At 41.4% G+C, this 15,153-nt stretch carries 9 protein-coding genes; 6 read left to right on the top strand and 3 right to left on the bottom strand.

Annotated features, from left to right (window positions below; all coding sequences use genetic code 11):
* Positions 1 to 145: 145 nt before the first annotated feature.
* Entirely contained in the window at positions 146 to 1,438 is a 1,293-nt protein-coding gene (locus ACFFGT_RS06360) for an NAD(P)/FAD-dependent oxidoreductase (protein ID WP_377021674.1), read from the top strand.
* A 222-nt stretch (positions 1,439 to 1,660) separates the two neighbouring features.
* Complete coding sequence (locus tag ACFFGT_RS06365) at positions 1,661 to 4,642, top strand: lantibiotic dehydratase (protein ID WP_377021675.1); 2,982 nt, start codon at positions 1,661 to 1,663, stop codon at positions 4,640 to 4,642.
* A gap of 1 nt (position 4,643) precedes the next feature.
* Here ACFFGT_RS06365 and ACFFGT_RS06370 read toward each other — a convergent pair whose 3' ends face one another.
* Positions 4,644 to 5,381, bottom strand: coding sequence for a LytR/AlgR family response regulator transcription factor (locus ACFFGT_RS06370; RefSeq protein ID WP_377021676.1), 738 nt, complete (start codon positions 5,379 to 5,381; stop codon positions 4,644 to 4,646).
* Positions 5,378 to 6,451 carry a sensor histidine kinase gene (locus tag ACFFGT_RS06375; protein ID WP_377021677.1) on the bottom strand — a complete coding sequence of 358 codons (1,074 nt, stop codon included), beginning with the start codon at positions 6,449 to 6,451 and terminating at the stop codon, positions 5,378 to 5,380. Before ACFFGT_RS06375 ends, ACFFGT_RS06370 begins: the two co-directional genes overlap by 4 nt.
* A 147-nt stretch (positions 6,452 to 6,598) precedes the next feature.
* Here ACFFGT_RS06375 and ACFFGT_RS06380 point away from each other — a divergent pair, with 147 nt between their 5' ends.
* The 3 genes from ACFFGT_RS06380 (at position 6,599) to ACFFGT_RS06390 (ending at position 11,065) form a co-directional block, all read left to right on the top strand.
* Positions 6,599 to 6,766 (top strand): hypothetical protein, encoded by a 168-nt coding sequence (locus tag ACFFGT_RS06380; protein WP_377021678.1) that lies wholly within the window; start codon positions 6,599 to 6,601, stop codon positions 6,764 to 6,766.
* A 66-nt stretch (positions 6,767 to 6,832) separates the two neighbouring features.
* A complete protein-coding gene (locus tag ACFFGT_RS06385; protein ID WP_377021679.1) occupies positions 6,833 to 9,919 on the top strand; it encodes a lantibiotic dehydratase in 3,087 nt (1,028 codons plus the stop codon).
* Positions 9,920 to 10,162: 243 nt separating this feature from the next.
* Positions 10,163 to 11,065 (top strand): metallophosphoesterase family protein, encoded by a 903-nt coding sequence (locus ACFFGT_RS06390; RefSeq protein WP_377021680.1) that lies wholly within the window; start codon positions 10,163 to 10,165, stop codon positions 11,063 to 11,065.
* Between the two features lie 60 nt (positions 11,066 to 11,125).
* On the opposite strand, the gene ACFFGT_RS06395 is transcribed toward ACFFGT_RS06390, so the two are convergent.
* A complete protein-coding gene (locus ACFFGT_RS06395) occupies positions 11,126 to 14,161 on the bottom strand; it encodes a glycosyltransferase family 117 protein (RefSeq protein ID WP_377021681.1) in 3,036 nt (1,011 codons plus the stop codon).
* Between the two features lie 195 nt (positions 14,162 to 14,356).
* On the opposite strand from ACFFGT_RS06395, the gene ACFFGT_RS06400 reads away from it, so the two are divergent.
* Entirely contained in the window at positions 14,357 to 15,142 is a 786-nt protein-coding gene (locus ACFFGT_RS06400) for a mechanosensitive ion channel family protein (protein ID WP_377021682.1), read from the top strand.
* The last annotated feature ends 11 nt before the right edge of the window (positions 15,143 to 15,153 follow it).

A 15,153-nucleotide genomic window follows, 5' to 3' on the forward strand; every position in this document is an offset into this window, starting at 1 on the left:
GATGAGGCTGGATACCATGTTCGCAACAGGTTTTTTTGTAACTTTATTATAGTAAAACGAAGCAAATGAGGCTTGAATATTTTTTTTCAGATACAGCCGGCCCCTGCTTTATCTACCCAAAAGATCACTACAAATATTAAATATCATGACAAGCATAACACCTAACAACAGCAAAAAAAAGATAGTAATAGTTGGCGGCGGCTTTGCCGGGCTTAACGTTGCAGAGCAGTTGTATAAAAATAAGCACTATGATGTTACCCTGGTTGATAAAAATAACTACAATTATTTCACCCCCTTACTGTACCAGGTAGCAACCAGCTTTCTTGAACCATCAAGCATCAGCTATCCGTTCCGTAAACTTTTCAGAGAAAAAAAGCTGAGCTTCCGGATGGCGGCCGTGGTTAAGGTTGATCCCGAAGCAAAGGTCATCTACTTAACCGATGGCGAACTCTCTTATGATTACCTGGTATTTGCGGCCGGTGCAAGCACTAATTTTTACGGTATTGAAAGTATTAAACAAAATGCCATATCACTTAAAGAAATTGACGATGCATTGCGCATGCGCAACAGCCTTATTAAAACAATGGAAAAGGCTGCTATTACTACCGATCCGGTTGAGCGTCAAAAGCTTTTAACCATAGTAGTTGCCGGTGGCGGCCCCACAGGGGTGGAAGTAGCCGGGATGCTTGCCGAGATGAAAAACTATATCCTGAAAAAGGATTACCCTGAGCTAACAGATGCCAAAGGCAAAATTTACATAGTTGATGGCGGCCCGGATTTACTTGCCCCTATGAGCGATAAAACGCACAAAGAAACCCGCCAGGCGCTTATTGATTTGGGCGTTGAAGTTAAATTAAACGCCCATGTAAGCGACTTTAGCAATGGTGTGGTAACCTTTGCCAACGGCGAAACACTTGAGGCTAAAACACTGATTTGGGCTGCAGGTATCATTGCCAATACTTTTGATGGGATCCCGGTTACCAGTTTGGGCATAGGCCGCCGAATGATTACCGACGAATATAACCGCGTGAAAGACCTGGAAGATGTATATGCCATTGGCGATATCAGCGTGCAAATTACCGATCCGCTTTATCCTAAAGGCCATCCGCAGCTGGCGCAGGTTGCTATACAAATGGGGCGCAATACCGCTAAAAACTTTATAGCTACTGCAAAAGGTAAAAACATAAAACCATTTAAATACTTTGACAGGGGCGATATGGCCATTGTTGGCAGGCACAATGCCGTTGTTGACCTGTTTAAACATAAGGTACACCTGAGTGGCCTGGCTGCCCTTTTTGTATGGCTATTTATTCATTTGATATCATTAGTAAATTATAATAATAAAATTAAAACACTATATAACTGGGCCGTGGCTTTTTTAACAAGAGATCAGGCACTAAGGATGATATTCAGGAGCGGGGAAAGCCGTGCAGATTAATAATTATTTGCCCTGAAACAAATTATGGATACTTATTATTAGATATTAAATCCCAATTGCTTATTACATTTGTCCACAAGTGGGGCAGGTCCTTATGCAGGCGCCTGCCCTGTTTTTTTGCTAAATTATGTGTCAGATTAACATAGTTTTTTGCGCGCTAATTAAAATAGCTTAACTTAAGTTCGCTATTTATATACCTGACCTTGCCTTTTTTATATACAAATGAAAGTTAATTTTATTAACGGTTTAATTTTACGCTCGGCTGCTTTGACCTACAGGCAAAAGCTTGGAAAAAACAATTTGCTTACTTTATGGAATAACAGGCTAATAAAGGAAAGCATTTATATAGCGAGCAAGTCGCTTTATAATGAGCTTGATGCCCTTTTTGCAAGTGGGCAGCCCCATGCAAAGGAAGCCCAGTTACTGTCAAGCTTTTACAAATATATGGCCCGTATGGCTAACCGGGCCACGCCGTTTGGCCTGTTTGCAGGTTGTTCTTCTGTTTATTGGGGCGCTGCTAACAAAGTAAAACTTTCTGCAAGGTTCAGGAAATACACTGTACCCGATGCGGTGGTGAGCTTTTCACTTGCCAAACAAATTGAAAATGCTAATCAGCTGCTGGCAGGGTACAAGCTTAATAATACCCTTTATAAAGTTGGGGACGATTTGCGTTTTATTACTTATCAGATTATTGATGATCAAAGGATTTACCAGGTAAGCGCTATTGCCGGCAACGAAGTGCTTGATGATATCATTGCTTTGACCGGGGATAAAATATGGAATAAACATCAGTTACTGGAAAGGTTTCCGGATTTTGAACCTGACGATTTTATTGCTTTTATTGATGATCTTATTGAAGGGCAATTACTAAAACCGGCATTTGAACCGGCAATAGGTTATGATTTCCCTGTGTTTTTGCAAAAAACAGATCATGCAGGGTTAAATGATACGATCAATGAGTTGATCGGCCTGATTAACGAAGTGAATAGCTATAATCCTGATAGCCCGGACTGGTTTTCATTTTATACTTTGGTTGAACAGCTTACCAACCACATAACAGGACGGGAGCTTAAGGATCAGATCCATATAACCAGGTTTAATGAACTGGATGATCAGGAGCTTGATCAATCATTGCAATGGAAAATTGCCAAAGGCATTGCATTGCTCAATAATCTGAACCCTCCGGTCCCCAACAAAAGGATTGAGCAGTTTAAAAGCAGGTTCAGGAAAAGGTATGAAGAGCAAAGTGTACCGCTCCTGGAAGCATTTGATACCGATACCGGGATTGAATACGGGCAATGGTATGAGCATGAAACCCTTTTTACAGAAGGATTGTATGCCGGGAGTGAGGGGGCACTGCCATGGGTTGATTATACCGAGATTGATTTTAAAATGCTCCACCTGTTAAACCGCGCTAAAATTGAAAAACAATATAAGGTTGTTATACCCGACAGTTTTGTTAAAGAACGGAGCACGGATAACCTGCCGTTTTCGATGTGTGCGCTTTTTCAGCTTTTTGAAAACGATCTGTTATTTCTGGAAAGGGTTACAGGCCCCGGGGCGTTAAGCATGATAGCGCGGTTTGCAGTTGGTGATGCCGAAATATATAAAACAGGTTTAGAGATAGCGGCGAAAGAAGCTGATCATAGCCCGGATGCCATGTTTGCCGAAGTAATTCATATGCCCGAAGAGCGGATCTTAAACGTTATGATGCATCCGCCTTTCTGGCCTCATGAGCTGGCTTATATTGATGATGCCAAGGGCAGTTCGGTTTTATGGCTTGATGATATCTACATTAAGCTGGAACAAAATGTTTTTAAGCTGTTTTCAAAAAAACATCAAAAGGAAGTGATCCCCCGGTTAAGCAGTGCCTATAATTATAATAGGTCGCAGCATCCTATTTACACTTTTTTGTGTGATATCCAGCACCAGCGGGGCAACGGCAGCTTAAGTTTTAACTGGGGGGCCCTATCAACCGATTTTGTGTTTTTTCCGCGCGTTGAAACCGGCTTTGGCCTTATCCTGCACCGGGCAACCTGGAAATTTACCCCCGCTGTTTTGGATGAGCTTTGCAAAGCCGAAAAGTTCATGGATAAATTCGCCGGTTTATTTAGCAGCTTTAGGGATGAGTGGCTTCTGCCCGATAAATTTTATATTGTAAAAGGCGATAACGAATTATTGATTGATACCGGAAATGAAATTAGTATGCAGGTGCTTGCAAAGGAAATAGCAAGGCAGGCACCGGTTTTGATTTTGTCTGAGTGCATTCACCTGCAGCATGAGGCAGTTGTAAAGGATGCAGAAGGAAACCCTTTTATGCACCAGTTTGTTGCTCCTTTTCATTTCGACAGGCCGCTAAGCCCTCAATATTTTCAACATATTGAAAATACCATTCAGCGTAATTTTTTTCCCGGCAGCGAGTGGTTGTTCATCAAATTATATCTTAGCAGCAATATTGCCAATGATGTGCTGCTAAAACTTGATGAGCTGTTAAATTATTCGGATAATGTTAAAATAAAACAATGGTTTTTTATCAGGTACCATGATCCCGATAATCATATCCGGGTGAGGGTTAATTTGCTTGATGAGGTTGATTTTCAGGAGGTTTACCTGGCAATAAGAGAGGTGCTGTCGCCATTTTTGCAAAGCGGACAGGTTCACGTTGTACAGCTTGATACCTATGTGCGCGAACTGGAGCGTTACGGGCTGCAGATTGAACAGGCTGAAGGCCTTTTTTGCATCGAAACCTCGTTTTGCTGCAATGTATTCAGGCTGCTTGAAAGTAACCGTTATGATACTGAAGACTGGCTCCTGATTTTTTGGCTGATCAAAGATTACCTGAACCTGATGAGTACTGATATCAACGATCAGCTGCAATTTGTTGAAAGGCAGCAGGCTTACTTTTTTGCCGAGTTTGATGACAAGGCAGTTAAAATACAGATTGATCAGTTATACAGAAAATACCATGGCAGTTTAAATAACCTGCTTTTAGCCTACGATGATCTGTTGCAGCAAAAAAGAGAACAGGTAGAACTGCTGCTGCAAAAGTACAACATCAACTGGAATGCGAAGTTTTTAGGCAGTGTGATCCATATGGCAGTTAACCGCTATTTTAGTACCCGGCAACGCCTGCATGAGTGTATCCTGTATGGGTTGCTGTTAAAGTTCCTTAAGTCGGAGAAAGCCAGGAAAGGGAAAGCATAATTTACTTGAACATTTTATTATTGAGCAAAGCAAAAAAACTGTCGCGGTAAGTAACCCCTATAGGTACTTTTTCTTTGATCTTATCAAAGATCACCATATTGCCATCGATAGCTTTAATGCGTTTTAATGCAATGATATATGATTTATGGGTACGTGCAAAATCTTCAGGCGGCAGGCTGTCGGCCAGGGTTTTCATACTTACCAGCGAAATATGCCGTTCACTTTCTGTAAAAACCGAACAGTAATTTTTAAGCCCCTCAATATAAATGATGTCATCAAAGTTTATCCGTACTATTTTACCGCGATCGGTTTTCAGGTAAAATGAATCGGATTTAGGAAGCAAATCAATTACAGGTGCATACTTGTTTGCTGCAAGCAGTAAAATTTTATCAAGCGCCTTTTGCGAAGCCTGTAAAAACCTGTCGAAGGCGAAAGGCTTGAGCAGGTAATCAAGTACATTATTTTCAAATCCGGCAAGTGCAAATTCACTGAAGGCTGATGTTATGATGACCTCGGTACTTTTAGGCAGCATTTTGATCAGGTCGATACCTGAAAGCTCGGGCATGTTAATATCAAGAAATATGAGGTCAACTGCCGACTCTTTCAGATATAATAATGCCTCAATAGGGTTTGTAAACGTTCGGGTAAGGTTAATAAAAGGGACCTTTGATATAAAATCGCTTAAAATATCAATGGCATACGGCTCATCCTCAACTATAATACAGTTAATTACTTTCATGATACTTTTAAGGGCATAGTAAGTTTGCACTCATAGCTGTTATGTGTTTCATTCACCAATAGTTCATATCCTTCCCGGCCATACTCATCCGTTAATCTTTCGCGAATATAATTGAGCCCTATCCCGTTTGATTGTACTTTGTTAACGCTGTTATTGTTTTTATAATTGAGCGAATAAAAATGCAATTTTCCATCTTCAACCGCAATGTTCAAAGTGGCTTCCTTTGTGTTTTGATTAAAAATGCCATGTTTAAACATGTTTTCAATAAGGGTAATTAAAACCAACGACACTACCTTATACGGTATAATGTTGCTTTCGATATCTATTTTCATAAAAAAAGCTTTGCTCCGGCTTTCATGAATTTTTATAAAATCTTTAATGTAAGCCAGCTCACTTTCCAGGTTGCTGTACCCATCCTCATTTTTAGTTAAGGCGTATCGCATAATGTTTGACAATGTAATAATTGACTGCCCTACTTCCGGAAGTTTTTTGTAGGTTTCTGCATACAAAAAGCCCAGGGTATTAAATACAAAGTGTGGGTTAATCTGTGATTTTATTACATTTAGTTCGGCCTGTAATGCTTGTTTTTCAAGTTTTTGTTGCTGTTCAAGCATTTGCGCTTTTTCTATACCATGTTGGGCCACTTCCCGTTCGCGCTGAATCAATTCTCTTGCAAAGCCAAATGCAGCTCCCATTCCGCCAAAATAAATTGTTCGCATTATAAGGTTGGAAATTCTTGCCGGGGTAGCCAGAACCATAACCGGGGTATGGTATACAAGGGAGTCAATTTCAAGCTTCAACAGTGCTATTACAGCAATAATTGCTGTTGATACAATAAATAAAACAGGTATCAGTAAAAAAAGGTTCCTGATCCTCCTGCTTATTGCTCTTAAAATTAGCCAGGTGTTATAAAATACAATTGCGTTTATAACAAAAGCAAAAAAAGTACTGATGTCTATTTTGGAAAAAGAGACAATTGCTTCTTCGTATAGTGCGTAAATAAGCCATCCCAGCAGGTGTTGAAAAAATATCTTTACCCTGGCTTTTGGCCGCTTTGTACTTATTGTCATAAATTTTTTGTACTGTTTTTTGACGGGTTTGGTCATCTCAAACGGCGCATTGGTACTAATTTTTTTCTATCGTTCAGACACTTAGCCACATTTATCTAAATAACAACAGATAAATAACCATTCACCCCCTTTTTAAACTTTAAAAGTATGAAAAATTATGGCAAAGCATCTTTACCAAAGATCCAAATTAAACAAGTTCAGATTTTAAACCGGGCGCTTGTAAACAACACCGGGAAAAATAGTGGCGGCGCAAATTTTAATGCGGCTATGACGGCTACCACAACAGAAAATACGATGAGTTCTACAGGGTTCTAAAGAACGGGTATAAATCACATTGGGTATGTCCGTTTTTATAATATGAACCATTAACGGGTAACCATTATGGAAACAGCTAAACTATCTGAACAATATAAATTTTCATCGGGCTTGATGCTCAGGTTTCCTGCATTTGATTGTGTGAAAACAATTGATAAGGAAACCATCAGGGAATTCATTAGAGATGAATTGTTTATGCAGGCGCTTTGGCTTACCTCAAAAGATTTATATGAAGCTGTTTTGCATATGGATGCTATTACCGATGCAAAAAAACTGGAGAAACTTGAAATAACCCTTACCAAATTTATAAACCGGAGCACAACAGGCGCCAGTCCATTAGGATTATTTGCCGGTTGTGCCCCGGTTACATGGGGCGAGCGTACCGATTTGCAGCTTGGCGATGTTTATCAGCATGTAAGGCTTAATGTTGCTGCTGCTGTTAATATGGCCCGTCAGTTTTTAAATGATAGTGATATAAGGATATTACTGAACTACAGGGCGAACAAAACCCTGCATACTTTAAACGGTACATACCGCAAAATTGACTATCAAACTTTAAACTGCGGCAAATATAAAGCGTCGTCGGTAAAAACATCTGATGATCTTCAGGCGGTTATCCGGTTTTGTGAAAATGATAGGTCATACAATTCAATAAAGTCCTTTATAACGGAAACACTTTGGAAAACCGAAGAAGATGCTATAGATTTTGTGAACTGGCTGATTAAAAACCAGGTTTTATGGAGTGAGCTTGAACCGCGGATTGATGGTGAAGAATACCTTGACCAGGCAATAGGCATTTTTATCAGGTTAGCAAAAAAAAGTGCGAAAGCACAAACCTGTTTATCAAAACTGAATGAGGTTAAAACGGTGCTTACAGGCACCGATAGTGTAATTACAAAAAATAACAAGGTAGCTATGATTTTGAAAGATTTGTCAGGTGATGCCTCACAGGGGACACTGCTGCAGGTTGATTATTTTAGGCAGGGGGCTTCGGCTACGCTTGATAAAGCTTATGCTGATCAATTGCTCGATGCTATTGATATGCTTAACCGGATTTCGCCCAGGCATCAAAGCAAAAATTTAAAAACGTTTATAAAGCGTTTCAGCGACCGGTATCATGAGCAGGAGGTTCTGCTAACAGATGTGCTTGATCCTGAAAAAGGTATCGGCTATGCCATAAAACGTTATACGGATTCATCAGGCCATATAACAGATGATAAAGATCCGCAATATACCAATGCTGTAAAGTGGCTTATCGGGCAAATTGTTAATAATCCCGGGCAGGAGGTTATCCATATAAAAAAATCGCAGTTTGATAATGTTAAGGCCTGCGATGATGAATTGCCCCCAAGCTTTTCGGTAATGTTCCGTATTTCGGGCCATGATGAACCTTTGCTTTATCTTGAACATTGCGGATTACCGGCTGGTACCGCCATGATTGGCCGTTTGGCCAGTGCCGAGCAAAATTTCGGTCAGATCCTGAATGAGATTGCCGAAACAGAAGCCCGGATCTACGAGCCGGCTATAGTGGCCGAAATTGTACATACGCCTGATGACAGTTTGGGAAACTTTACCACCGCGCCGTACCGTAATTACCAGTTACAAACGCAGGTAAGCGCCGGCGAGCAGGAAGTAAATTTAACAGATTTATTGGTATCCGTTAAAGGGAACAATATTATACTGCGTTCGGCCAAATTGGGTAAACGAATCATCCCCCGTTTAAATACAGCATATAATTATGGTATGACAGCCTTGCCGGTATACCAGTTCCTGGCCGATTTGCAATGCCAGGATTCAAAATACCAGCTTGGTTTTAACCTTGATATATTACCTAAACTTGGGGTAACCAGAACACCAAGGGTGGTTTATGAAGGTGTAATATTAGCGTTAAAAACCTGGTATATGACCAATGCCGATTTGCAGCAGCTATTAAAAGAGCTGGCTGTTGATTATGAAAAGGCATGGGCAAAGTTTGTTAAATACTGGGACTTGCCCGGGGCCTTTGTTTTTACAGATACCGACAGTGAACTGGTTGTGCATACCAATAGCAGGCTTGAGGTTGCTGCATGGCTTTCATCGTGCAAAAAAAGGAATGAAATTATTTTGCAGGAGTATATTGGCGAGCGCAATAACATTGTTCTTAAAAAAAAGGATGAAAAGCTTATCGGTAACCAGTTTGTAGCTGTTTTAAAACGGGGCGAAAAAACAACCGGCAAATATGCAGGCATGGTGCCAATAAGTGCAAATGCGGCTAAACGCCAGTTTTTTCCGGGCGATGAGTGGTTATATGTAAAACTATATTGCGGCATTAAAACTGCCGAGCATGTAATTGGCAACGAGCTTATTCAACTAAGCAAAAAGCTTTACCACGAAGACCTGATCGATCAGTGGTTTTACGTGCGATATGCCGATCCTGAACCTCATATCCGTTTCAGGGTGCACCTTGCTTCGGTATTTGCGCTGGGCAGGGTAATTCAAAGTATTAATAGCTCATTTTCGGCCTTAATTAAATCAAAGCAGATCTGGAAGGTTCAGTTCGATACCTACGAACGTGAACTGGAACGCTATGGAGAGGCATCAATTGAACTTGTTGAACAATTGTTCTTTAATGATAGTCTTGCCATAGCCAGCCTTATATCAAGGACCGATATGACCGAAAACTTTGAAGAAGTGAGGTGGCTTTGGGGACTTTTATCGATTGACAGGCTGTTGAATGATTTTGATTTTCAGTTTCAGCAAAAGATCGAGCTTATGGAATTGCTTGTTGCAGCATCATATCCTGACGTTAATTATGATAACCTGCTTTCGAAACAGCTAACATTTAAATACCGGCACTACCGAAGCCGGATTGAAGGGCTTTTTGCTGAAGGAGCAGTGGTTACCGGCGATGACTTGCTCAGGTACCGGAGTTTAAATAACAGGCCGGCAGCTTTACTGCTTAATGAGTTAATTTCATCTGGTACAGTATCGCAGGATTTGAACCTGCTTGTGATCAGTCTTATTCAAATGAGCATGAACCGTTTGTTTAAAACCAGGCAGCGGGTTTACGAACTGGGCGTATATGATTTTCTGCTGCTTTATTATAAATCTGTACTGCAAAACAAAGAATCGATTTATGAAACAAAATATGTTGCAGGGGCTGCAAATGATTAAATAACAGGCAGGCCATACTTGTGATAGTTAAAATAAAATAATGACAAGTGTCCCGGAACAATACTTTAACCTTCCCTACACAAATCACATTAAGCTTCCCATTAATCCGGGGAGCTTTTTGTTTTTACAAGGGTTAGGCCTTATTTCTTAATAAAAGTTTAACAGCAATTCAGGTATCTCGGCAACATTATAAATGTATTTTTGACGTTGCTTTGCCTGGGCTTTGCAGGCAGCTTTTAAACTATGGAAAGAAGATCAGCATTGAAAAATATAGGCGGCCTGCTCCTGGCGCCTTCATTAGCACTTGGTAATACAAAATCAGCAGCAAAGCCATCATTACGGATAGCGCATATTACCGATGTGCACCTGAAAGATAAGTTTGATGCCCCCGCCAGGTTTACCAGGTGCCTGTACCACCTGCAGCAGCAAACCCCAAAGGCTGATATGGTATTAAATGGCGGTGATATTGTTTTTGACATGAATAAGGAAAACATCGGCACCATTAATGATCAATGGAAGCTGGTGCAAAACATCATGAAAAATGAATGCAGCCTGCCTGTTCATTATTGTTTAGGCAATCATGATATCTGGTGGTACGAGGACGACAAAGGACAAGCCATCTACGGTAAAAAATATGCGCTTGATAAGCTCCAGCTTGTAAAGCCTTACTATAGCATGGTTAAAAACGGCTGGAAGATCATAGTGCTTGACAGCGTTCATTTGGATATTGATAATACCTGGTATATAGGCAAGCTGGGCGATGAGCAGTTTAACTGGCTTAGTGATGAACTGAAGGCTACTGATGCCGCTATGCCGGTGATGGTAATGTCGCACATACCGATATTGACCGCCTTGCTGATGATAGAGGATGATATTGTAAACAAGTGGACAATGCTTGGCGGCGATATGCATACTGATACCGCTAAAATCATCAATCTGTTTTACCAGCACCCCAACGTAAAGCTATGTTTAAGCGGGCACCTGCACATGCGCGATAAAGTGGTTTATAACAATGTTACCTACCTTTGTAACGGCGCAGTTTCGGGCGCATGGTGGGAAGGCAACCGCCGCGAAACAGCTCCTGGCTATGGTTTGATTGACCTGTATGCCGATGGTACTTTTGACGAAAAGTACGTAAATTATTAAAACATAAAAAGGGGCCGGCTAAATCAATAGCCTGCCCCATAGCATATATATGTTGGTTGTTTAGAGCTGGAGAATACTTTTAAACTTTTCGGCGTAATCATTAAGCTGGGCAAGTAATTGTCCGCTTAGTTCTTTTTGGTTACTGTTATGCGTAACAGCAACCATGTTATTGAGCAGTGTCATGCTGATCTGTACATCGCGCGGGCTTAACCGGCCTGTATCCTTTTGTAATTGATGGTAGTTATAATCAAGCTTATCAGTTAGGTAGCCGTTTACGCTTTTAATAAGTTTGTTGCCCAGTTTGGCATAATCGAGCTTGTAGGAGGTATCGGCCATTGTTATTTTACCCTGTGCTGCCATAAAATTGGGGTTGATATCTGGCATCACTTCTTCGTATTTATGCAGTGCGTTAAGCGCAAGGTTGGGATGGTCATCTTTTAATAACCCTGCCGACAGATCGGAAAAAGTTGATACCAGTTGCGGGTAAAATACCTGGGTTGATTGCTGGTCAAGATATTTGGCTGTTTTAAAATTGCCGAACTTAAACTTGTTCATCACATTGCTGTACATCACCAGGCTGTTTGTTTTTGAAAGCTGATCGCTCAGGGACGAATCAGTTTTAAAAGGCAGCATACGATAGGCAAACCCTTCCTGGTATAAATATGGCTGCAAGCCAATCATGCTTGACGGGCTGATTGATGTTGTAAAACAGATGGGGCGTTTCCAATCGTTATGTGCCAGGATATCTATCAACGCAAGGTTTTCTTTGGTGATGTATGCAGGTGGAAATTTCCATTTCATGGTATCCGTCAGCATGCCTTTTTGTTCGGGAGTGATAACCTTATTTTTCATTACATCCCCGGCATTAACCGCAAGCTTGAAGTTTTTGGTAGGCAGATAATTTTCTGTAGTTCCGTTGGTGTATTCAACCTGGGTACGTTTATCATCCGAGGTGATAAAATCAAATATATCTTTCACATCGGTATAGCCTGGTATTTTGGCGTCGTTATACCTGATCACGTCGCGGGTACCCAGCTTGTACTTATCAAAGTTCATGGTTATGGGCAGTGCGTCGGCCTGGTTTATTTTGCGTTGCATTTGCCTTACCGACCAATCGGCGCTTAGCAGGCTCAGGTTTACAATGCGCACATCTGGCCGGATGTTCTCTACTTCCTGGTCGTACCATAACGAGTAGGTTTCATTATCGCCCAAATCAAACAAAATAGCATTTTTAGGGCAGGACATCAGATAGTTGTAAGCCATATCATGCGCCGCCATTTTGGTTGAACGATCATGGTTTTTCCATTCTTTACTGGCCAGTAAAACAGGGCCAACAATGGAGCAGATAACAAAGGCCCCAATTGTTGCAAAGCGCGGATTGATCTTTTTAGGTACCAGGTCAATCAGCGCTATCAATCCTAAACCAATCCAAATGGCAAAAGCGTAAAACGAGCCCACGTATGAGTAATCGCGCTCACGAGGCTGTACCGATGGCTGGTTAACATATAATACAATAGCAATCCCTGTGAAAAAGAAAAGCAGCGTGATCACCAGTGCATCTTTTTTTCGCTTTTTGAAATGATAAAGCATCCCCAGTAAACCAACCACTAAAGGCAGGGCATAAAGCGGGGTATAGGTAACATTATTCAATATGGATTTTGGGGTGTTGGAAACGTTATTGAACAAACCCGATGTCCAGTTGCCGCCGATGCCGTTCATATTGGTTTGGCCTTCCATATCGTCATCATTATACCGGCCAACAAAGTTCCACATAAAATAGCGCCAGTACATCTGGTACATTTGCCAGCTGAACATCCACTTTAAATTATCCGAAAAAGTAGGAGTAGCTTTATCACTCAACTGCAGCCAGTCGCGGTAAAATTGCGCATCCTGGGCATAAGTAGTATTCTCCTCTGTCGACCACATGCGGGGCAAAATACTGGTGTGGTCATAAACGTAGTTGGGTTTGTTATAGGCAACCTCGTATTTGTTTTTGCCTTTGCGGTAAAGCGGCGTGCCGTCGGTAACATCGGTTATTTTGGCGTCAAAATAAGGGCCGTTAAGTAATGGCGTTTCACCGTATTGGGTACGGTTAAGGTACTCATACATGGTAAAAGCATCGCTGGGGTGGGAGTTGTTAAGGTTGGTACCTGCCGATGCCCTGATCGGGATATAAACAAATGAGCTGTAACCGAAGTAAACAAACACAATGCAAAGCAGGCTTACATTTAAAAAATGTTTCCCTGTGCGGATGCTATACCGGATCCCGGCAACGAGCAAGCCGATGATCAACAGAAAAAAGAACAAGGCACCGCTGCCAAAACCAAGGCCAAGTGTATTCACAAAGAACAGATCGAACCGGGCGGCGAGACCGATGGAATATCCCCTGATGCCAAACTGAACAAAGGCCAGGATCAGGATGCTTATCGCAAATGCTATAAGCCCGCTTTTAACATTGATTTTTTTATGCCTGCGGAAGTAATATACCATAACCAGGGCCGGTATAGTTAACAAATTTAACAGGTGAATACCAATAGAAAGACCAATTACATAGGCTATAAAAACCAGCCATCTGTCGGCACGTGGCTCATCGGCTACAGCATCCCACTTTAAAATAGCCCAGAACACCACAGCAGTACATAACGACGACCAGGCAAAAACAATGGTTTCCACAGCCGAAAACCAAAAGGTATCGGTAAAGGTAAATGCAAGGGCGCCGGTTAAACCGGCACCCATAATTTGTAAGGTTTGGGTTGTATTAACAGGGGTATATTTAATAGCAAGCAGTTTTTTGGCAAGGGCGGTTATGCTCCAAAACAAAAACATAATGGTAGCCCCACTGGCCAGTGCCGAACCAAGATTGGTAAAGTAGGCAACTTTAGTCCTGTCGCCCATTGAGAGCAGGGAGAAAGCTTTGCCTATCATGGCAAAAAGGGGATAACCTGGTTGATGCGATACCTGGAGTTTATAGGCGCAGGAAATGAATTCACCACAATCCCAAAAACTTACAGAGGGCTCTAAAGTAAAGATGTAAGTTAAGGATGCAAGGGTAAAACAAAGCCAGCCCAAAAGGTTGTTGATCTTGTTGTAGCTCATGATAAAGTGTAAAGTTTTTTCAAATTGTTAATACCAAATTAGGGCTTAAAATTGGTAACGTATTGAAATTTAACACTTTTAACATTTGTTAACACTTAGAGGGTTGAAGTGTTAAATGAGTGTTAAAACAAACCCTTCCCCCAAATAAGCGTTAAGCATAAGTGATTTTTTATTCAGAAGCTTAACGTTTGTTTTATGAAGATAGAAAAGTTTTATGACCAGGCATATATTTGGATGCTCCGTTATGGGCCGGGGTTTTTAGTAGGGTTAGTAGTTTTATTTGTTGGCTTATGGTTTATTAACCTGCTGCTTAAATGGTGGCGGGCGCATATGGAAAAAAAGGAAATAGACCCCACCATAAAACCATTTTTGCAGAGCCTTGTGGGTGTAGTGCTGCGTGTACTGCTGATATTAGGCGTAGTGCAGATCATGGGGGTTTCCATTACGCTGTTTACCGCATTGGTTGGTGCTTTTGGTGTGGCTGCCGGTTTGGCACTATCGGGGACGCTGCAAAATTTTGCCAGTGGTGTGCTCATCCTGCTGCTTAAACCTTTTGTTGTAGGTGATAACATCATAGCCCAGGGCCTTGAAGGGACAGTAACTGCTATCCAGATCTTTTATACCATTGTAAAAACCTTTGATAACCGGATAGTTATCGTGCCAAACAGTAAACTATCAAATGAAGTGATCATTAACATCAGCAGAGAAGGGACGCGCAGGCTGGATATTGAACTGAAGTTTACCAATAATATCGATTTTAATGAGGTGAAATCGGTTATCAACTCCGCCATCGACAAATCAAAAAATATCCTGGAGGCTCCCGACCGAAGGATTGGCATTGCCGGATTGGATCCTGATGGCTACAGGGTAGGGGTTAATGTGTGGGTTCATGCACATGGTTTTCAGGATACTAAACTGGCCGTTCAGGAAAATATTTTACAGGATATAAAATCGGCAGGGATAAAGATCCCCGGTTTATAAAAACGTATGCA

This window comes from Mucilaginibacter angelicae (genome assembly GCF_042434235.1).
Lineage (GTDB): Bacteria > Bacteroidota > Bacteroidia > Sphingobacteriales > Sphingobacteriaceae > Mucilaginibacter > Mucilaginibacter angelicae.

Excerpts from the sequence above, each read along its gene's own strand:
- ACFFGT_RS06365 (WP_377021675.1), top strand. The coding sequence starts at position 1,661 with ATGAAAGTTAATTTTATTAACGGTTTAATTTTACGCTCGGCTGCTTTG.
- ACFFGT_RS06375 (WP_377021677.1), bottom strand. The coding sequence starts at position 6,451 with ATGACAATAAGTACAAAGCGGCCAAAAGCCAGGGTAAAGATATTTTTT.
- ACFFGT_RS06385 (WP_377021679.1), top strand. The coding sequence starts at position 6,833 with ATGGAAACAGCTAAACTATCTGAACAATATAAATTTTCATCGGGCTTG.
- ACFFGT_RS06380 (WP_377021678.1), top strand. The coding sequence starts at position 6,599 with ATGAAAAATTATGGCAAAGCATCTTTACCAAAGATCCAAATTAAACAA.
- ACFFGT_RS06395 (WP_377021681.1), bottom strand. The coding sequence starts at position 14,161 with ATGAGCTACAACAAGATCAACAACCTTTTGGGCTGGCTTTGTTTTACC.
- ACFFGT_RS06390 (WP_377021680.1), top strand. The coding sequence starts at position 10,163 with ATGGAAAGAAGATCAGCATTGAAAAATATAGGCGGCCTGCTCCTGGCG.
- ACFFGT_RS06400 (WP_377021682.1), top strand. The coding sequence starts at position 14,357 with ATGAAGATAGAAAAGTTTTATGACCAGGCATATATTTGGATGCTCCGT.
- ACFFGT_RS06370 (WP_377021676.1), bottom strand. The coding sequence starts at position 5,381 with ATGAAAGTAATTAACTGTATTATAGTTGAGGATGAGCCGTATGCCATT.
- ACFFGT_RS06360 (WP_377021674.1), top strand. The coding sequence starts at position 146 with ATGACAAGCATAACACCTAACAACAGCAAAAAAAAGATAGTAATAGTT.